This window comes from Methylotenera sp., assembly GCF_030653755.1.
Lineage (GTDB): Bacteria > Pseudomonadota > Gammaproteobacteria > Burkholderiales > Methylophilaceae > Methylotenera.
The window spans coordinates 167188-187810 of sequence record NZ_JAURYU010000011.1; the positions used below are offsets into that span (position 1 = coordinate 167188).

The following is a 20623-nucleotide window of genomic DNA, read 5'->3' on the forward strand; positions in this document are numbered from 1 at the left end:
ATATGTCACACATTGAAATGAAGTACCACTTTATACTTTGATCTATTATTGAGTTATAAAGCTAAGCATATTTATGAAAATTAAAACAGCAAGTGATGCATACATTGAAAAAGCTAAAAATTTAACTCAAGAGGAGTCTGAGCGCCTGCAGAGTAGAATGCGTGGTAAGTTAACACGTAGGCTAGAAGATCAAAAGCTGGATACGATCGAAGCGCTGGCCATACAGCTTGAGCTAGATGATGAGCAACTTCAGGAGTGGCGAGATAGAATGCGGGAAGTTAGTAAAAAAGATAAAGCCACTAAATCTGATAAAAAATAGGCTGTTTTTTGCATAGGTCAGTTTATACGGTATGCTTTAATTGTATTTGACTGCAGAGGAGCTAAATGTATGAGAAGTATTTTAGTCGCAAACCCCAAAGGGGGGAGTGGTAAGACAACTTTAGCGACTAATCTTGCTAGTTGCTTTGCAACGCTTGGACATCAAGTAATTTTGTCTGACTTGGATCGTCAGCAATCCTCAGCGCAATGGGTGGAGCGTCGTCCGTCTGCGCTTCCATTTATCCAAGCGCATACCCAGCGAGGTAAAGCTCCTGCCTTCGAACCAGATTGGATGATTGTAGATTCTCCTGCTGGGCTTCGAGATGAAAAACTATCGGCTGCGGTAAAAGATGCGGACTGTGTCATCGTGCCAGTTCAGCCGTCAGCTTTTGATATAGGCGCCACCCGAGACTTTTTGGAAGTGCTGACGGAAGAAAAAGCCATTCGAAAAAATAAAACCTTTGTTGCCTTGGTTGGTATGCGTGTGAATAGCCGCGCCAACTCTGCGCTAATTTTGTCAGAGTTTATGAATCAAGCTGGGTTTCCAGTGCTGACTTATTTACGTAATGCGCAAGTTTATGTCACGGCAGCTGAGCAGGGTTTAGGCCTTTTTGATATGCGGGCGTCGCTGGTGGAGCAAGACCTTCAGCAGTGGGAGCCATTGTTGCAATGGATTCTCGAGACGACAGAAACTAGAGATTGATACATTGTATATTGCATGACCTTATACATAGTTTTGTCTAAATTTCTACTTGAAAAAGTATACAGCCATCCCCAACTAAGCTCTAACGTTTATTTCTAAACCATTAGGAGCTTAATTTATGTCCACTGCGACAGCACAACAAGAAACTCATCCAAAAGAATCAATGGCTTTTCAGGCTGAGGTGAAACAACTCTTACAGTTAATGATTCACTCTTTGTACAGCAATAAAGAAATTGTATTGCGTGAGTTGATTTCAAATGCATCTGATGCGGCAGATAAATTACGTTTTGAAGCCTTAGCTGATGGTGCGCTTTATGAAAATGATAGCGAGTTAAAAATCAGGCTCGCTTTTGATAAAGAGGCGCGTACTTTAACCATTGCTGATAACGGCATTGGCATGAGCCGTGATGAAGTGATTGCAAATATCGGCACCATTGCTAAATCAGGCACAAAAGAATTTTTTAATGCGCTCACTGGAGACCAAGCAAAAGATGCTAACTTAATCGGCCAGTTCGGTGTGGGTTTCTACTCAGCATTTATCATTGCAGACAAAGTAACATTGACTACGCGCCGTGCAGGAGCAACAGAAGCGGTGCGTTGGGAATCTGCTGGTGAGGGTGACTTCACGATAGAAGCCGCAGAAAAAAGCAGCCGTGGTACTGAAATTACACTTCATTTGCGTGAAGGTGAAGACGAGTTCTTAAGTGATTGGAAATTAAAAACGATCATCCGCAAATATTCAGACCATATTACTTTGCCTATCGTGATGAAAAAATCTGAATGGAAAGATGGCGCTGAAGTAGCAACAGATGAAGAAGAAACGGTCAATAAAGCATCTGCATTATGGGCGCGCAGTAAAAATGATATTACCGAAGAAGAATACCAAGAATTCTATAAGCATGTATCGCATGATTTTGAAAACCCATTAGCCTACACCCACAGCCGTGTAGAAGGTAAACAAGAGTATATTTCATTACTCTATATCCCTAGCAAAGCTCCGTTTGATTTATACGACCGTGATCGTCGTCATGGTATTAAGCTTTATGTTAAACGCGTATTTATTATGGAAGATGCTGAAAAGTTGATGCCACAATACTTACGCTTTGTGCGTGGTGTGATTGATACCTCAGATTTACCGTTAAATGTCTCGCGCGAGATTTTACAATCAAGCCGTGATGTGGATGCCATTAAAGCGGGTTCAGTGAAAAAAGTGCTTGGTTTGTTAGAAGATATGGCCGAAAACAAGCCTGAAGATTATGCTAAGTTCTACAGTGAATTCGGCCGTGTGCTCAAAGAAGGCCCAGGCGAAGACTTTGCTAACAAAGATAAAATCGCTGGTTTGTTACGCTTTGCCTCAACTAAGGCGGATACTGATGTTCAAGAGGTATCGTTTAAAGATTACATCTCACGCATGCAGCCAGAGCAAGATGTAATCTACTACATTACAGCAGATAGCTTTGCCGCGGCACAACATAGCCCGCACTTGGAGATCTTCCGTAAAAAAGGCATTGAAGTATTGCTGATGAGTGACCGTGTGGATGAGTGGTTGTTAGGTAGCTTGACCGAGTTTGAAGGCAAGAAACTACAATCAATCGCTAAAGGTGATTTAGATTTAGGTAAGCTTGAATCTGAGACTGAGAAAGAGATTCAAAAGAAAATTGAAGAAGAATCTAAAACTTTGGTAGAAAAAATCAAGCAAACCTTGGGTAGCCAAGTAAAAGATGTGCGTGTGACGCATCGTTTGACTGATTCACCAGCTTGCTTGGTGAGTGATGCACACGACTTATCAGGTAACTTAGCGCGTATTTTAAAAGCAGCAGGTCAAAATGCACCAGAGAGCAAACCAATATTGGAAATCAACCCAACACATAAGCTGGTCAAACGACTTGAAGCTGAGTCAGCAGAGGCTATTTTTGCAGATTTAACACACGTAATATTTGATCAGGCGCTTCTAGCTGAGGGTGGTACATTGGAAGATCCTGCTAGTTTTGTAAAACGTATGAACAGTTTGATTAGCTAAGCTGTTGTTATAAAAAACAAAAGCCGCCAGACGTAAGTTTGGCGGCTTTTTTATACGTGTTTAAAATACATGACTGAAATGTAACATTCAAACATCTGTCATAAAGCTGGCTCATTTTTTGCTAAAATAACAATACCATTCAATAATTTAAGACTCACTCATATGAAAACGCCAGCCGAAACGAAAGCCAAACCTAAGAAAACCGTTAAAGCTAAGTCAGGCGCAATACCTAAACTTGCTCCCATTGATCAGGCTTTACAAAATCATTTGATATTTTCTAGCTTCAAGACTAGCGATGCAGCCACGCCTAGAGACTGGTATGACGCCGCAAGTTACACCGTGCGTGATCACGTGGTTGAGCGTTGGGTCAAAACCGCAGAGTCTTATTATCGTGATGATCCTAAGCGCGTTTACTACTTATCACTAGAGTTCTTAATTGGGCGCATGTTGAGCAATGCTGCACTAAACTTGGGCATCAGTGAAGAGCTTAAGGCTGGCATGGCAACATTGGGCCACGATTTAGAAAACACTTTTGAATTGGAAACGGATGCTGCACTAGGTAATGGTGGTCTAGGTCGTTTAGCAGCTTGCTTTTTAGATTCAATGGCAACGATGGATATCCCAGCTGCTGGATATGGCATACGTTACGAGTACGGTATGTTCAGACAGTCCATTGAAAATGGCCGTCAGGTAGAGAATCCAGATAATTGGTTACGCTATGGCAATATTTGGGAGTTTCAACGTCCAGAAGCGACCTACAATATTAAATTCCACGGGCATGTGGTGAAATTTCCTAATGACAGAGGCGAAGAAGTCCAGCATTGGGTAGATGCCGAGCATGTGATCGCGATGGCATATGATGTGCCAGTACCAGGTTATGGTACCGAAACAGTAAACAACCTGCGTTTGTGGTCAGCCAAAGCGGCTCGTGAGTTTGACTTGAGCCATTTTAATGATGGTAATTACGAAAAGGCAGTTGAAGAGCGTAACGCAACAGAAAATATATCAAAAGTACTTTACCCTAATGACACTTCTGTACTGGGTAAAGAATTACGACTAAAACAACAATACTTTTTTGTTTCAGCCTCTATTCAAGACATTTTGCGTCGCTTCTTAAGCACACATGAAATTAAAACCCAAGATGACTGGAAGATGTTGCCAGAGAAAATTGCGATACAGTTAAACGATACGCACCCATCAATCGGTGTAGCGGAGATGATGTATCAGTTAGTGGATGTACACCAACTGCCATGGGCGTTTGCGTGGGAGCAAGTCGTCAAGATTTTTGCTTACACCAATCATACCTTAATGCCAGAAGCACTTGAGACATGGACCGTAGATTTGTTTGGCCGATTATTGCCGCGTCACTTAGAAATTATTTATCAAATCAACTACGAGTTCTTACACATGGTCAATCACCATTTCCCTGGTGATCCTGAGTTGTTAAGACGTGTATCGATTATCGATGAAGATCACGGACGTCGCGTACGAATGGCGCATTTGGCAGTTGTAGGTAGCCATACGGTCAATGGTGTGGCTGCACTTCATAGTGAACTACTCAAAAGCACATTGTTTGCTGATTTTGATCGCATATTTCCAGGGAAGTTGACCAACGTCACCAATGGGATTACACCACGCCGCTGGTTAAATCAAGCGAACCCTGGGCTCACCAATCTAATTGAAAAAGCGATAGGTGCTGAGTTTAAAAAAGACTTGTCACAAATTAAAAAAATTACACCACTGGCTGATGATGCTGATTTTAGAAAAGCATTCGCACAAGTAAAGCTTGCAAACAAACAACGTCTGGCTGCAAAAATAGAAGCTAAAACGGGTGTTAAGTTAAATGTAAACAGCTTGTTTGATGTACAAATCAAACGTATCCATGAATACAAACGCCAATTACTGAATGTGTTGCATGTGATTACCTTATATAACCGTATTCGTCGAGGTGAACAAGGAATTACACCACGTACGATTATTTTTGGCGGTAAAGCAGCCCCTGGTTACTGGATGGCAAAACATATTATTCGTTTAATTAACGATGTGGCGACTATCGTGAATGAAGATGTTGCCGTAGGAGATATGTTGAAGGTGGTGTATTACCCTAACTATGAAGTTTCAGCGGCTGAGATTTTATTCCCAGGGAGTGATCTATCAGAGCAAATTTCAACCGCAGGTACCGAGGCTAGTGGTACTGGTAATATGAAAATGGCCTTGAACGGTGCATTAACCATTGGCACACTAGATGGCGCTAACGTAGAAATTAAAGAAGAAGTGGGCGATGAAAATATTTTCATCTTTGGTTTAACTACGCCACAAGTCGCTGAATTAAAGGCAAGTGGTTACAAGCCTCGTGATTACTACAACAGCAATCCAGAACTTAAACAAGTGTTAGATATGATTGCCGATGGATATTTCTCAATCGATGAGCCAAATCGCTACCAAGTGATTGTCGATAACTTGTTGAATAATGACCAATATTTATTATTAGCAGATTATGCGAGCTACATTGATGCACAAGAGCGAGTAGGTAAACTATACCAACATCAGGACGATTGGACACGTATGGCGATATTGAACGTAGCCAATATGGCTAAGTTTTCAAGCGACCGTGCGATTGGTGATTATGCTAAAAACATTTGGCATGTAACACCTTTTGCAAAGGCTAAAGCTAAAAAGTAAACAATGATTAACGTGGTAAGCTTAGCTTGATTACTTCATTGTTAATGCCGAGTATTTGTCGTAAGATTAAGTCAGTATTAAGGCATAATTTTACGATAAAGAACGGAGTAGCATATGCGTTACCTAGTAGCAGTTTTAGGGTTTGTGTTATTTGCGACGCATGCTAATGCATTAAGTGTCAATGACTTAAGCAATGCAGAAGCTAGTAGCGGGCTAAAAGTAGCGTTGATTCAAGCCGCAGGTAAAGCGGTTGGTCAACTAAGTGCCGTAGATGGATTCTTAGGCAATAAAGAAGTCAAAATTCCATTACCAGAATCGATGCAAAAAGCTGAAAAAGTCATGCGTATGTTTGGCATGGGTAAGCAAGCAGATGAACTAGTACTCAAAATGAACCGCGCAGCTGAAGCAGCAGTGCCAGAAGCTAAAGCTTTACTGGTTGATTCGGTGAAAAAGATGAGTGTTGCTGATGCTAAAGCAATTTTGGTGGGTGGTGATGACGCAGCAACGCAGTATTTCAAAAAAACCACTTCAGCGCCTATGGCTGAAAAATTTCTGCCGATTGTAAAAAAAGTGACAGAGAACGTGCAACTCGCTCAGCAATATAACAAGTTTGCAGAAATGGGCAGTAAGTTTGGCGTTGTCAAAAAAGAGCAGGCTAATCTTGAGCAATACGTCACACAGAAAACATTGGATGGTGTTTATTTGATGATGGCGAAAGAGGAAGCGGCTATCCGTAAAGATCCTGTAGGACAAGCAAGTAACATACTTAAAAAAGTGTTTGGTACGCTAATTAATTAAGCTATAGCATCACGCCAAGCTTGATAATAGATATTTCTTGATGGCATTCTATGCTCCGCTCCGCAGCGTGTCGTGGCTGTAACTTAGCAAAATATTAGGTGCCGTATTTATATTCTGTATGAATGTTACTTCACTTTAAGTCTTTATTTATCCTAAATTAAACAATTTCTTAAGATAATATTAGTGTGTTGTAAGTGAGCGCTTATCGTAAAAGTTGTTGGTTTTTTGAAAGCCTCCTACATAGGTCTGCCCCGTTATTAGTGATGATATATTGCTGGAGCGGAGTCAATTGTTTGGGTAAATACAAAAAACTACTTTCATGCGGATATCACCGCATAACTCCTATTGACCATCACCTTTTCGTAGATAATTACAATGTCTTGGAAAGAGCTTGCAGGCTTACTAAGATAAGTTAGCAGTTGCTAACTGCTAATAGTTTAGCTGATGATTGATTTTGTTGATAAAAATCAATTCTGATTGAGTTACTTAAAGGAGCTATTGATTGCCCTTAGCTGGACTGATATGATGAATTGCAGATGATAACTCTTGATTTTTTGTGTGCTTTAAAGGCGCAGACAGTCTGTGGTGGTTTCTTGCATTTGATATGCTATATATTTCCGTATTTAGTTAAACCTTTTAAAATAATAATTTAAGGCAATTAGTATGGCTCTGATGAGTTCGCGTTATTTAGTTTCTGTTGTTTTTTTTATAAGTATACTGACCCTTTCTGGTTGCGTTAGCATTGCACCGCAGCCATTGACCATCGCTGACATTAAAGCGCAAACAGTTGCTGACCAAAGTGTTGCACGCGCAAATGTAGAGCCATTGCTTGGCCCTTTAACGATAGAGGAGGCTGTCGCTAGAGCCCTTAAATACAACCTTGAACGTCGTACACGTATGCTAGAAGAGGCAATTGCTTTTAACCAGCTAGATGTGGGTAAATTTGATATGTTGCCAAAACTGGTTGCATCAGCAGGCTACAGCCATAACAGCGAGTATAGAATCGTACGTGCTGTTGACTCGGTTACAGGGGAGCCTTCTTTATCAAACCCATTTATATCCAATGATCGCATCCATACAGTGAGTGAGTTAGGGCTATCTTGGAATATGCTGGATTTTGGTTTGAGTTATTACAACGCTAAACAAGATGCGGATCGCGTGTTGATAGCCACAGAGCGTCGTCGTAAAGCGATGCATAACCTTATCCAAGATGTCAGGGTCGCTTTTTGGCGCACTGCGAGTGCACAAATGTTGAGAAATCAAGTGCGCGAGGCTATTTTGCTGGCAGAGGACGCTTTGCAGGATTCAAAAAAAGCAGAGGCAGAACGTTTAAGGCCACCACTTGATGCATTGCGATATCAGCGTCAAGTTTTAGAGAATCTTCGGTTATTAGAGGCGATTGAACAAGAGCTTTCTACTGCTAAAATTGATTTGTCCCACCTGATTAATATTCCTGTATCTGAAGAGTTTAAAGTGGTTGAGCCTCGAGTTAAGTTAAGTCGCGCGATGCTTGACCAACCAGTTGATGCCTTAGAAGAGTTGGCAGTTATTCAAAATGCCGACTTAAGAGAGCAGTTCTATAACGCAAGAATCTCAACATTGGAAACTAAGAAAGCACTGGTTCGAATTTTCCCAAATCTGAATTTTGGGTACAGCGCTAAGCATGATGACGACCAATATTTAGTTCATCAGAACTGGAATGAGGCGAGTGCACAAATTTCTTATAACTTACTTAACATACTCTCTGCACCAGCTCGTCTGAAATTGGCAGAAGCTGGGATTGCGTTAGCAGATCAGCGACGTGTAGCAACACAAATGGCTATTCTTGCACAAGTGAATGTGGCAAGGCTGCAGTATGCGAGCGCGATTTCGCAATTTAACCGTGCAGATGCTATCTGGATGGTTGACGATAGAATTAATACGCACGTTGCAAATAATGCAAAGGTACAAAAACAAAGTAAGCTAGACCAAGTGGCAAGCAACACCTCGATGATTTTAAGCTTATTACGCCGATATCAACTGCTTGCTCAGGCGCAGGCTGTTGCTGGTAAATTGCAGGCAACATTAGGCATGGAACCTGTGATTGATAGTGTGCAGGATCAATCTCTAGCAACGCTTACTCAGGTAATTACTACTTCTTTTGCGCAATGGGATGATGGTATGTTGTCTAACCAAGAACAAGAAACGCTGACATCTGTAAGCACTGAATAAATGACAGCGTTTAATAACATGAGCTTCAATACGATAGTTACCAAGCCAGCTAAATTAAAAGTGATTGTTTCACTAAATAATGTGCATCATCTACATCTGATGGGTAAGCGATTATGGTTGGTTGTATTGGTATGGTTGGTTGTGTTGCCGAGCTATGCTGAAACTAAAGCGCTTGCACCTGCTGCTGTGTTACCCCAGATTAGTACGCCCGCAGTGCCTGTGTCACCAGCAAAAAATCCAACGCATACAATTGATCAACGTGAGATGCGTGCTCAATTGACAGCAAGGCGTTTTACTACCGTAGCCGCTGAACTTGGTGCAAAAATCAGTAAGATACTGGTGTCTGAGGGCGGTAGATTTAAAATCGGACAACCACTGATTAAGTTTGATTGTACTTTGCAGCAGTCACAATTAAATAAATCTCAAGCAGCGCTTGCTGCAGCTAATGCAACTTGGGATGCAAATAAGCGATTGTTAGAATTGAATTCGATTGGAAAAGTTGAGTTGGATGTGTCTGAAGCTGAAGTTGGCAAAAACAAAGCAGAGGTTGCAAGTATGGCGACTATGCTAGGAAAGTGCAGTGTTTATGCGCCGTTTAGTGGGATTGTGACTGAGCAAAAAGCGAGGGAACAGCAATATGTTCAGCCTGGTCAGGCACTCTTGGAAATTATTGATGATAGTGCGCTAGAACTGGAGTTTATCGCCCCTTCTAGATGGCTAAGATGGCTTAAAGCTGGTTATAGGTTTGATATTACAATTGATGAAACAGGTAAAACTTATCCTGCAAAGGTGTTGAGATTTGGAGGTAAAGTGGATCCTGTTAGTCAGTCTATTAAGGTCGTTGCTGTAATCGATGGTAAATTTCCTGATTTATTAACTGGTATGAGTGGGCAAGCCAAGATTGTTGCGCCACCTTTATAGTTGTTAATATTGATAATAGTTTTTAATTTTTAGCTTCTGAGCTGTGAGATTGCTATGAAAAGTCTACGCGAAGTGATGAATAACTGGCCTTCATTGACCAAAAAAGGTAATGGCGCAACTCAGCGACCGTTTGCAAAAGGGATTGTGCGTTGCAAAGCTCAGATGATGGCACTTGAAGCGCGATTGATGTTTGATGGAGCAGCATTGGCTGAAGCGACCTATGTTGTGGCGGATGCGACCTCTGGAACCCAAGAGCCTTCTGCACAAGCGTTATTTGAGTTAGCAGTTCCAGCGACTTTAGAGGCAACACAAAGCCAATTGCTGACACAAGCTCAAATCGAGGCGCAGCAATATATTACAGATTTCCTACAATCTGAAATGGTGATAGACAAGCTATTTAGCATGTTCCACGCAGGCCACCAGACAATGTCTGATGAATGGCTACAGGCGGCCAATGATTTTCTACTTGCATTTAACCGGGGTGAAGTGTCCTTAAATGTATTATTGCAAAGTGGTCTGGAAATGCGTGGTGCCATGGGTGCTTTTGCAGCAAATTCGGCAGAGGGCGAGCCAGCCATCTACTTAAATGTTGATTGGATTCAGTCTGGCGTGGCAGCTGGCGATATCACTAAAGTGCTGTTAGAGGAGTTTGGGCATCATATCGATGCTGTGATCAACGGCTTGCTTGATACTCCAGGAGATGAGGGGCAGATGTTTGCGGCAGTCCTGCTGGGTGAGCAGACCTCTTATAATGGTTTTGCACAAGATGATGACCATGCCACCTTACAGATTGGTGAAGATTTGGTTGCTGTTGAGCTTGCAAACTTTAATTTTATCAACGCTTACGAAGTGGACACTACCTTTACAGCTGCGGGTAAAGAGTCGAATACGCACGATTTTAATTTCAATGAATCACTGGGACAGGTCAATGTCACAGATACGCTTGATAGTAGATATTTTAGCGGTAATGATGTTTCGGCAATCAGTATTGTTGTCAATGGTGAAACCCTCTATGGGTGGATCAGCCGTCCGATTAAAGATCAGGGGATTGTGAGGGGCTTTTATTTTTGGACGGATGCGGACTTTACCTCATTACAGCTGGCACAAGCCGATGGTAATACCGATGGTGACCGCAATGTGGCTGATAATCGCGGCTTTATCCTCGTTGTTGATCAAAACTACTTTAACAGCTTAAGTTTTAAATCTGGCTCTACTACGATTAAAAATGTAGGTTCATCTTCTGACCGTGTTGATAGTTCGATGAACTCATTGATTTCGGTTAACACTGCGCCGGCATTGACGAACGATACAATCAGTATTTTGGAGGATGCTAGTTCAGGGAACACAGGTAACGTACTTGATAACGATACAGATGTGAACACCAGCGACGTATTGCGTGTTAGCCAGTTTGTTATCAATGGAGTTAGTTATGCGATTGCATCACCAACCCCTGATAACCCTACGAGCAACACCGCACTCATCAATGGCATTGGTGAACTTACCATGAGTAGTGATGGTAGTTATACCTTTGTGCCAGCAGCCAATTATTTTGGTGCTGTTCCCACCGTGACTTATACCGTAAACGATGGTAATGGTGGTGTGTCATCTGCTTTTTTATCGATTATTGTTACTTCCGTAAATGATGCACCGACGGCTACTGACGACAGTATTACGATTGCTCAGGGCTCTACAGTATTTCTTAATCTGAATGATTTTGGTGTCTATCAAGATGTCGAAAATAGCCCGTTGGCTAAGATTATGATCACTACCTTGCCTGACCATGGCACATTAGAATACTTTAATGGTACAACATGGGTGTTAGTCACACTTAATCAGGAGCTTGCTGCCTCAGTAATCAATGCAGGTAGGCTACGCTTTAGCCCTACAGGGACAGAAAATGGCGATGCTTATACAACAATAGGCTTCAAGGTTTCTGATGGTAGTGATTACAGTGAGGGTGCTTATGCCCTAACGGTAAACGTAACCTCAACGCCAGCCTTACCTCTAGCCAATAACGACAGTGGCGATACTACTGTGTATGTGGCAAAAGAGGCTGGCTATAATGAGGTGGGCTACAGTGCTTCGGGGGGCAATGTACTTACTAACGACACGCCAGCATCAGGAATAACTGTAACTTCGGTGTTTAACACCAGTATCATTACCAATACTGAAATTAAAGGGATGTATGGCACATTGGTAATGAGTGCAGATGGTACGTTTAGTTATGTCGCTGATAATGCCAATCCATTGGTAGATGCACTCAATGTAAATGATACGCTTAGTGAAACCTTTACTTATACGATAACCAATGCAAATGGCGATACCTCTACAGCTACGCTAACGGTTAAAATTGCAGGCACAAACGATGCACCAATGGCAAGCGATGACACTAACTCACTTAAAGAGCTATTTGTTGCTTCGAATGGAAATTATGGTACTGTCAGTGGCTCCGTACTAACGAATGACACTGATATTGATAATACTGGCTTGCAAGTAGTAATTGGTTCTTCCGACACTATCCCGAGTACACCAATCTCTGTTACTGAGGGTGCAAGCTCGCCAATTACTAGTGCAACCTACACTATTGTCCAGGTTGCAGGTAGCCAATGGAATAGTGCCAATGGTGTCCCAGCAGGGCAGGCTAACGCAGTTAATGTGTTAATTGGTGGGCAAACTGTACTGGCTTCGGATGGTGTTAGCACACTAAAAGTGTGGGGTGAAGGGAATGGCGCAGCGTTTAAACTGGTTGCTAACGACCCTGTTACATTTTATCGATACTCGCTTGATACTGTGTATGGGGTGACTGGTTCAACAACGACATTTAAACTTTCAAGCATTACAGCTCAGGTTGCTAGTTCTACCACCATTACTGTCACTGATGGAGATGCAACTGGGGTTCAGGTAGGCTATATCGTTACGGGTGATGGTATCCCTACTGGCGGTGAGCCAGTCACTGTACAGACAATCAATGGTAGCTCAATTACACTGAGCACCAATGTGACAGTTCCCTCTAATACCATACTTACTTTTACAGATCCCGCTAGTATAGGGCCTGTTGCTGGGACTGGAGAGATGTTGCTACTAGGCAACAAAGGATATTTAACACTCAGGCAAAATGGCACATACACCTACACATTAACTGACAACACTTTGAATGCAGGTGATAGCTATGTTGAAACCTTTAATTATCAGGCTAAAGATGCAGACGGAGTGACGAGTTCAGCTATCCTAAAAATTAGGATTGATGGCACGTCATCAGAAATTATTCCAGTTGCTAATGACGATCAGCTCACACTGAATGAAGACACCGTAGGCAGTATTGCTAATCTTTTAAGTAATGATACAGGAACAGCAGTTCATAGTTACACATGGGGTGAGTATGCTGGTACGTTGGGAGTGCCTTTGGTGATAGATGGAGTTGGCACATTAACTATTACCAGTGCAGGGGCCCTTACTTTTGTACCAGCCACAAATTACGCAGGATCAGTACCGTCGGTTACATATACTATCTCTTGGGAAACAAATAACGAAAAAGCATCGGCAACTGTAAGCATTATTATTACACCAGACAATGATGCCCCAACTGCAACAGATGATGTCATTACGATTGAAAAGAACACTAGTGTGATTCTTTCGTTATCTGATTTTGGTACCTACAGTGATATAGAAGGTGATGCGCTGTCACATATTCAAATTACCAATATTGGAACACAGGGTACGTTAGAGTATTTGAATGCTTTCTCTCAATGGGTGGCTGTTGTAGCAGGTGATGAGTTTACCGTTGCAGAGATTAGTGCGGGTAATTTACGCTATACACCAGACAATAACGAGGTTGGGAATAACTACAATGCGATTCAGTTTAAGGTGAAGGATGGGGCAGACTACAGCACAGCCAGCTCTATTTTAACGATTAACGTATTAGACGTTGATGTTCCTAGCGCACCAGTCAATACGATTGCAGCACAAAATGAAATTGCTGAATATCAAACCCTTAGCTTTACTGGGCTTTCAGTAGCGGATGTCGATAATGACATTGCCTCGGTCACATTAAACGTTGCTAATGGTTCGCTCTCTGTCAATGGTATAGGCGCATTGTCGACTGGTACTGGTAGCACCAGCAATCCTCTGGTTTTGACTGGCACCCAAGCGGAAATCAATGCGATGTTGGCCACTTTGGTTTATACCCCAGTATCCGGTTTTACGGGTGAAGATACACTACGTATGGTGTCGGTTGATTCAGGTGGCAGAACAGATACTGACTTTGTTGATATTACCGTCAATGCTGATGTGCGCGCACTGACCGTGACAGGTACTACGGTCAATGAAGCCTCACCTTATCTTTTGTTTGAGATAGGAGGGCATGCTGGACAAAACGTGACCTTGGCGCTAGCGACGACAGGAGTAGGCGAAGGGTATGCCACCTTAGGTCAAGATGTTTCAATGAGTCTTGAGTATTACAATGGCAATACATGGGAGAGCTACACAACTGGTACTGTGACCATTCCAGGTGCAAGCGGTGCTGCATCATTGATGGTAAGGGTAGCTGTGTATCAAGATGTGGCATTTGAAGGGCTGGAAACGCTTAAGTTAATTGCAAGCAACTCGGCAGGCACATCATTTGAAGGCCTAGGAGGTATACGGGATGATGGTACAGGTGAAGTATTCACTGCAACTGACTTGGATCGAGACCCAGACACTACACCATCCTTGTCAGCACTTGATGATGACAGGCCATTGCTCGTCAATAATATTACCGTGAATGAAGCATCACCCTATGCAGTCTTTGAAGTGACAGGCACAGCAGGGCAGCTTGTGACTTTGTCATTAGCGCAAGGCTCGGCTACGGAAAATACAGATTATGGCACTGTACTTGAGTATTACGATGTAAACCAGACGGGAAATGGTAATGGGGGCTGGGTAGCTTATACCACTGACCTTGCGATTGAAGTCCCTGCTGGCAATAAATTGCTTGTTCGTACCACCATAATCAATGATAATCCAGCCGTTTTTGAGGGGCCTGAAACCTTTGCTTTAGTTGCCACTAATCAAAGCAACCTTAGTGTAGTAGGCACGGCCACGATTGTTGATGATGGTACAGGCGTAAAGTATGACGGCACTGTCACTGCTAATACTGCTACAACATCCACGACAGGGTTAGACAAAGACTACATTTTAGCATTGGTAGGAGAAGGGCCAGTTAATGAGGGATCTACCTATGCCATGTTTAATGTGACAGCGAGTGCAGGCGAAACACTAGACCTGTCGTTAACTGCTACGGTAAACTCAGATGATCGAGATGCAACTTTAACTGAGTTCATTATTCAATTCTCATATGATGGAATAAATTGGACAACCTACAGCAATACTAGTAAACCGACTGTCCCTATTGGGGATGCTTCTGGTGAAGTCTATGTCCGAGTTAACATATCTAATGAGCAAGATGATATTTATGAAGGCGCTGAAACTTTCGTGTTGAATGCCGCAATATCCGGCCATATTGCTACTACGGCCTCTGTGACGACGACGATTATCGATGATGGCACAGGCACGAAATATGATGGTACTGTAATTTCAGGCACTAGTAATGTAGATGCTAGTGTACTGGATGATGATCGTAATGAACCTGCTACATTTGATGGAGATGATACTGCAAGCGTTACGGAAGATAGTGGCACTTACACTGTGGGTGGTACATTAATTGTAGAGGATATAGATAGCTCACCGGCAGTTGTAGTACAGAATGGCACGTTAGGAAACTACGGTAGCTTTAGCATAGATGCAAATGGAGTATGGACTTACACTGCAAATAATAGTTTATTGCAACCACTAAGTACCTCAGCTCAAGCTACAGAAACATTTACGATTACAACGGCGGGTGGTACAACGCACAACATTGTGATTACTTTAAATGGTATCAATGACGCGCCTTCATCAAGCGATGGTAGCATTAGCACCTCGTTTAACACACCTAAGAGCGTTAATTTGCCTGTTGCAACAGATGTGGATACAGGTGACGCAATTATTTATGCTAAAGCCTCTGATCCAACTTATGGCACAGTAACTGTCAATGCAAATGGTAGTTATACCTACACACCGTTAAATGGTTTCAGTGGTGTAGATACTTTTAGTTATAGTGTGACTGATGGGCATGGTGGAGTGAATGTCTACAACATTACTGTGACGGTTGCAGAAAATGCGGTGGTGCCTCCACCTAACTTTATTCCAGAAACCCCTCCTTTAAATAATGGGCCATTGCCTAATCCTGTTCCTTTTGAGCCCGCACCAGTTTTACCTAGTCCGAATCCATTTGACGGCTTAATAAGTGAGCTGGGTCTTAAACCAAGTGAGTTGGAAATTAACAGGTTGCCAACCGCATTGCCATGGTTACAGTCGGAGTTATTCAATTTACCTAGCCAAGCGCAACCTAATTCGACAGAGTCTAATCGTTTACTCACTAGCAATAGCGAGCGCGCATTCCCAATTGTAGTGACTAAAGCGGATGAGCCAATTCTGATTTACTTTTATGGGATTGCAGATCAGGCAGTTAACCCAGAAACAGGGCTTGTTCAGTTTAGTGTGCCTACGGATGCTTTTGCGCACTCTAACCCACTCGCATCAATACGATTGCATGCACAGCTGGCGAATGGACAAAAATTACCTGATTGGTTAGCCTTTGATTCTGTAACAGGAACTTTTGTAGGTGAGCCACCCTTAGGTGATTTTGAAGATATTGAAGTAAAGGTAATTGCCATAGACGAGGGCGGCAGGGAGGCCGTTGCTGTGTTTAAAATTCGACTTGTGCGTGATGGCAAAGTGATTGAGTTCATTGAGCCGCTGGGACGTAGCAGTCTATCAGAGCAAGTGCGTCAGGCGAGTCAGCGTGCGAGTGAAATAAAACGTCTTGTTGATCCAGTACGCTCCGTAAGGAGTGCTTAGGTGTGTAATAGATAATGTCTTTTGATGGTGTTGGTTATTATCTATGACAGTTAGTAATGATGCTAATAACTCGTTGTTGCTGACGCTTATTGAACTAATCCGCCGCGCTCAAAAAGCTGCAAGTGCCGATGAGTTAGCGTTTTTGGTAACGAATGATACTTATGGCCTGTTACCCTATCGGCAATCTGCGTTATGGCTGGCCGATAGTGGTGTTAAAACTCTTTCAGGCGTTGTACAAATTGAAGCGAATGCCCCATATGTGCTTTGGCTTAATAAGCTTTTTGAGCTACTTGCAACACAATCGCTATCTCCTCAATTAGTAAGCAAAAATGACGTATCGGAAATAGTCGCGTCTGAATGGGTGGAGTGGATTCCCGCCTATGCATTATGGCTACCGCTGATGACCAAAGAGGGCACATTGTTTGGAGCACTCTTGTTCGCAACTGATCGAGCTTGGACAGAGCAGGATCAAGCATTGTTGGTAGAGTGGGTTGCAAGTTGGCAACATGCTTGGCTGGCGATGTTTAAGCCTAAGTCATTTACATGGTCAACAATCAAGCAGTTAGTTAGTGACCTCAGGCATCTGAAGCAAGGACTTGCTTGGTGGCGACATACACGTTTTTATTGGCTATTGGCATGTTTTATACTTTTTTTGATGCCTGTGCATCTTTCTGTTTTGGCGCCAGGCGAACTCGTACCCTCTGACCCCGCACTTATTAGGGCGCCACTTGATGGCGTGGTTGGCCAGTTTTATGTGAAACCCAATCAAATGGTCAAAGCTGGGCAGCCACTGTTTAGCTTTGATGAAGCCACATTGCTAAGTAGGAAAGAAGTTGCACGTCACTCACTAGCTACGGTAGAAGCTGAATATCGTCAGCAACAACAGCAAGCACTTGCTGATGTAAAGGCAAAGTCTATGTTGGCAATGACAGCGGGACGCATTGCAGAAAAGCAAGCAGAACTTGAATTTGTGGAGGGGCAAGTGAGTCGTTTGCAGGTGCTGGCCCCAATAGACGGTATCGCCTTATTTGATGACCCAAGTGAGTGGATAGGTAAACCTGTGCAAACAGGGGAGCGTATCATTAGAGTCGCTAATCCTAGTGAAGTAGAGGTGGAAGCTTGGGTTGAAGTCGGTGATGCAATTCCAATTGCGGTTAACTCAAAAGTGTCATTATATTTAAACGCAAGTCCATTATCTTCTGTTTCTGCAAAAGTACGTTATATGGCACATGATGCAGTGCAGCGGCCAGATGGTAGTTACGCTTATCGAGTAAGAGCAAAATTAGATGAGAAATCTAATCATCGTGTGGGTTTAAAGGGAACTGTACGCTTAAATGGTGAGCAAGTTCCCCTTATCTACTGGATTATCCGGCGTCCTTTAGCTGTTATTCGACAGGCGATAGGCTGGTAAAAATATGGCATTTCCTTCACTTAGAGAAGAGTTGGCCTTGTTGCCAGGACCTTCTCTTGCAGATGGTCAGCCTAGCTGGTCTTTACATGATCCGATCCGTAATCAGTTTTTTAGAATCGATTGGCAATCTTTTGAAATATTAAGCAGATGGCAAATGGCAAACTCACAAGCGATTGCTGAGGATATTTGTCAATCGACTACGTTGCAACTTGAGCCAGAGGATGTTGACGCATTCATTCAATTTCTAGGTGACAATCAATTATTGCGCGAAGTAGGGGCGGCAAATATTCGCAAACTTACGTCGCGTCTTGAGGCTGTTAAAGGAAGTTGGAAACAGTGGTTATTGCATCACTACTTATTTTTTCGTGTGCCCATTGTTAAGCCTGATAATTGGCTAAATGATACGGCAAAATATGTGCAATTCTTTTTCTCCCCTTTGTTTTTTAAATTAACCATTGCAGCATTAATGATAGGGCTGATAGAGGTTGCTCGAGATTGGGAGCGATTCCATTCTACTTTAGTAGATATGTTTTCTTGGCATGGTTTAGTCTCGTATGGTATGGCATTGGTGGTTGTGAAGGTGTTGCATGAACTTGGACACGCGTACACCGCTAAGCGATTTAATTGTCGTGTACCTGTAATGGGGATTGCATTCTTAATATTATTGCCAGTCGCTTACACAGATACTAACGAGGTATGGAAGCTCACTGACCGTCGCCAAAGACTCAAAGTGGCTGCTGCAGGCGTGATAACGGAATTGACCATTGCGGCCTGGGCAACGCTTGCTTGGGCTTTTCTACCAGTAGGTGACCTTAAATCAATAGCTTTCATTTTGGCTACAACTTCATGGGTGGCAACACTTGCAATCAACGTTAATCCATTTATGCGCTTTGATGGCTACTTTTTATTATCAGATTGGTTAGATATGCCCAATCTACACACCCGTGCTTTTGCACTGGCGCGCTGGAGCCTACGTGAATATTTATTTGACCTTGGAGAACCTCCGCCAGAATATTTCTCAAGGAAATGTACCCGTTGGTTGATAATATTTGCCTATGCAACATGGGCTTATCGGTTGATATTGTTTTTTGCTATTGCTGCATTGGTCTACAGTTTTTTTATCAAGGTAGTCGGTATATTCCTTTTCATCGTTGAAATTGTTTGGTTTGTTTTAATGCCATTGTATGGTGAGTTTAAAGTGTGGCGTCAAAAATGGCCGTTGATTAGGCAACAGTCACAATCCAGAAGAAGCTTATTTTTTTGTTTAATTCTGCTGTTACTTATTTCACTACCTTGGCCAAGTCGAGTAGTGACTTCTGGTGTAATAAAACCAGAGAAAGTATTTACTGTCTATGCACCTGCTGGTGCGCAACTTGTTGCCAACCCATGGAAAGAGGGAGCGATAGTTAATGCAAGTGAAACCATTCTAACGTTAGCGGCACCTGAATTAACAAAACGTTGGAATATTGCAAATGCATATTATATAAAAAGTAAGGCGCAACTTGAATCAGCGACCGTTGATGCAGATCAACGACCTAATTTGCAAGTGCTACAGCAGGCCGTTGAAGTTGCACAATCGGAGCTAGATCAAGTTAAAGCTGATATGACTCAATATGCACCTATAGCACCTTTCACTGGAGCATTATATTATGCAGATCCTGATCTGGATGTAGGGGGGTGGGTCAAATATCAAGAGAAACTTGCAACCCTTGTGTCAAAAGATAAGTGGATAGTTGAAACTTATCTGGATGAAGAGGTAATACGTCGGATTGCAATAGGTGATAGTGCTTTATTTATGAGTGACGGGCGTGGACAGTCAGCGATAAAGCTAACCGTTGTAGATATTGATCAAGATGCCACAAGAGCTCTTCCAAGTGCTTTACTGAGTACTCCTGCTGGTGGGAGTGTGATGGTGAGAGAACAAAATGGGCAATGGATACCTGAAGTGGCTTCTTATAGAGTTTTGTTAAGCGTAAAAGGTGATGTAGGTGAGCTTAATGATGTTGTTTTGCGCGGGCAAGTGATTATTCGCGGTAATTGGGCCGTACCTTTGATGAGGTATATTAGGTCGGCATTAACTTTGATTTGGCGTGAGGCTGGTGTTTAAATGATGAGATTTTACTAATACGTGTGTCTTGTCAGAGTTGTTTTGTGCACGGTGTTCAGCAATCTTGATTGAAAAAATAAAATTGTGGGCAGACTACGACTTATGGCATTCAGGCAAGTATGTTAAAAGGTTTTAATCAGGACACGGTCTCCGATTGTGGGTATGAAGAAACCATAGTCTGCCTCTGCTCTTGATAATTAGGTGATTTTTAACCATATTGGCGAACCTTAATCATAAAAATATTCGTTATCAGTGTTGTTGCCTTGTTAGCTTATTAAGCGTTAAATTTGTAATTTAGTTACGGGTTTTACTGAATTTGTTATTTAATTTAAATTAATCAATTGCTTACGTAGAGATTTTGGGTTTATTGGTAAGTAAGCCAATTGTAAACAATGGTTAACTTTGCAGGTTGATCCGATTGCCACTCAGGCTTGTCGGCTATTATTCTCAAAAAATTGAATTAGCGTTAATCGCTATCAGAAGTTGATGAAAATAATAACGACTAAAACAATCAGA

Annotated in this window: 10 protein-coding genes; all 10 read left to right on the plus strand. The window is 42.4% G+C overall.

Annotated features, from left to right (window positions below; translation table 11 throughout):
• The first annotated feature begins 73 nt into the window (after positions 1 to 73).
• The 10 genes from Q7U33_RS02460 (at position 74) to Q7U33_RS02505 (ending at position 20107) form a co-directional block, all read left to right on the plus strand.
• Positions 74 to 319, plus strand: a complete 246-nt coding sequence (locus tag Q7U33_RS02460; protein ID WP_304858002.1) for a hypothetical protein — start codon at positions 74 to 76, stop codon at positions 317 to 319.
• Positions 320 to 388: 69 nt separating this feature from the next.
• The gene (locus Q7U33_RS02465; RefSeq protein WP_304858003.1) at positions 389 to 1021 is read left to right on the plus strand and encodes a ParA family protein; all 633 of its coding nucleotides are present in this window, start codon (positions 389 to 391) and stop codon (positions 1019 to 1021) included.
• A gap of 118 nt (positions 1022 to 1139) precedes the next feature.
• Positions 1140 to 3041 carry a molecular chaperone HtpG gene (htpG, locus tag Q7U33_RS02470; protein ID WP_304858004.1) on the plus strand — a complete coding sequence of 634 codons (1902 nt, stop codon included), beginning with the start codon at positions 1140 to 1142 and terminating at the stop codon, positions 3039 to 3041.
• 162 nt (positions 3042 to 3203) lie between these two features.
• The gene (locus Q7U33_RS02475; protein WP_304858005.1) at positions 3204 to 5723 is read left to right on the plus strand and encodes a glycogen/starch/alpha-glucan phosphorylase; all 2520 of its coding nucleotides are present in this window, start codon (positions 3204 to 3206) and stop codon (positions 5721 to 5723) included.
• 114 nt (positions 5724 to 5837) lie between these two features.
• Positions 5838 to 6521: a DUF4197 domain-containing protein gene (locus Q7U33_RS02480; RefSeq protein WP_304858006.1), complete on the plus strand. Its 684-nt coding sequence runs from the start codon at positions 5838 to 5840 to the stop codon at positions 6519 to 6521.
• Between the two features lie 663 nt (positions 6522 to 7184).
• Positions 7185 to 8732 carry a TolC family protein gene (locus Q7U33_RS02485; protein WP_304858007.1) on the plus strand — a complete coding sequence of 516 codons (1548 nt, stop codon included), beginning with the start codon at positions 7185 to 7187 and terminating at the stop codon, positions 8730 to 8732.
• Positions 8733 to 9653, plus strand: a complete 921-nt coding sequence (locus Q7U33_RS02490) for an efflux RND transporter periplasmic adaptor subunit (RefSeq protein WP_304858008.1) — start codon at positions 8733 to 8735, stop codon at positions 9651 to 9653.
• 54 nt (positions 9654 to 9707) lie between these two features.
• A complete protein-coding gene (locus Q7U33_RS02495; protein WP_304858009.1) occupies positions 9708 to 16589 on the plus strand; it encodes an Ig-like domain-containing protein in 6882 nt (2293 codons plus the stop codon).
• 43 nt (positions 16590 to 16632) lie between these two features.
• Positions 16633 to 18000: an efflux RND transporter periplasmic adaptor subunit gene (locus Q7U33_RS02500; RefSeq protein ID WP_304858010.1), complete on the plus strand. Its 1368-nt coding sequence runs from the start codon at positions 16633 to 16635 to the stop codon at positions 17998 to 18000.
• 4 nt (positions 18001 to 18004) lie between these two features.
• A complete protein-coding gene (locus tag Q7U33_RS02505) occupies positions 18005 to 20107 on the plus strand; it encodes an HlyD family efflux transporter periplasmic adaptor subunit (RefSeq protein ID WP_304858011.1) in 2103 nt (700 codons plus the stop codon).
• Positions 20108 to 20623: the final 516 nt, after the last annotated feature.

Coding starts and splice junctions, on each gene's coding strand:
- Q7U33_RS02500 (WP_304858010.1), top strand. CDS start 16,633: ATGACAGTTAGTAATGATGCTAATAACTCGTTGTTGCTGACGCTTATT.
- Q7U33_RS02475 (WP_304858005.1), top strand. CDS start 3,204: ATGAAAACGCCAGCCGAAACGAAAGCCAAACCTAAGAAAACCGTTAAA.
- Q7U33_RS02480 (WP_304858006.1), top strand. CDS start 5,838: ATGCGTTACCTAGTAGCAGTTTTAGGGTTTGTGTTATTTGCGACGCAT.
- htpG (WP_304858004.1), top strand. CDS start 1,140: ATGTCCACTGCGACAGCACAACAAGAAACTCATCCAAAAGAATCAATG.
- Q7U33_RS02490 (WP_304858008.1), top strand. CDS start 8,733: ATGACAGCGTTTAATAACATGAGCTTCAATACGATAGTTACCAAGCCA.
- Q7U33_RS02465 (WP_304858003.1), top strand. CDS start 389: ATGAGAAGTATTTTAGTCGCAAACCCCAAAGGGGGGAGTGGTAAGACA.
- Q7U33_RS02505 (WP_304858011.1), top strand. CDS start 18,005: ATGGCATTTCCTTCACTTAGAGAAGAGTTGGCCTTGTTGCCAGGACCT.
- Q7U33_RS02495 (WP_304858009.1), top strand. CDS start 9,708: ATGAAAAGTCTACGCGAAGTGATGAATAACTGGCCTTCATTGACCAAA.
- Q7U33_RS02485 (WP_304858007.1), top strand. CDS start 7,185: ATGGCTCTGATGAGTTCGCGTTATTTAGTTTCTGTTGTTTTTTTTATA.
- Q7U33_RS02460 (WP_304858002.1), top strand. CDS start 74: ATGAAAATTAAAACAGCAAGTGATGCATACATTGAAAAAGCTAAAAAT.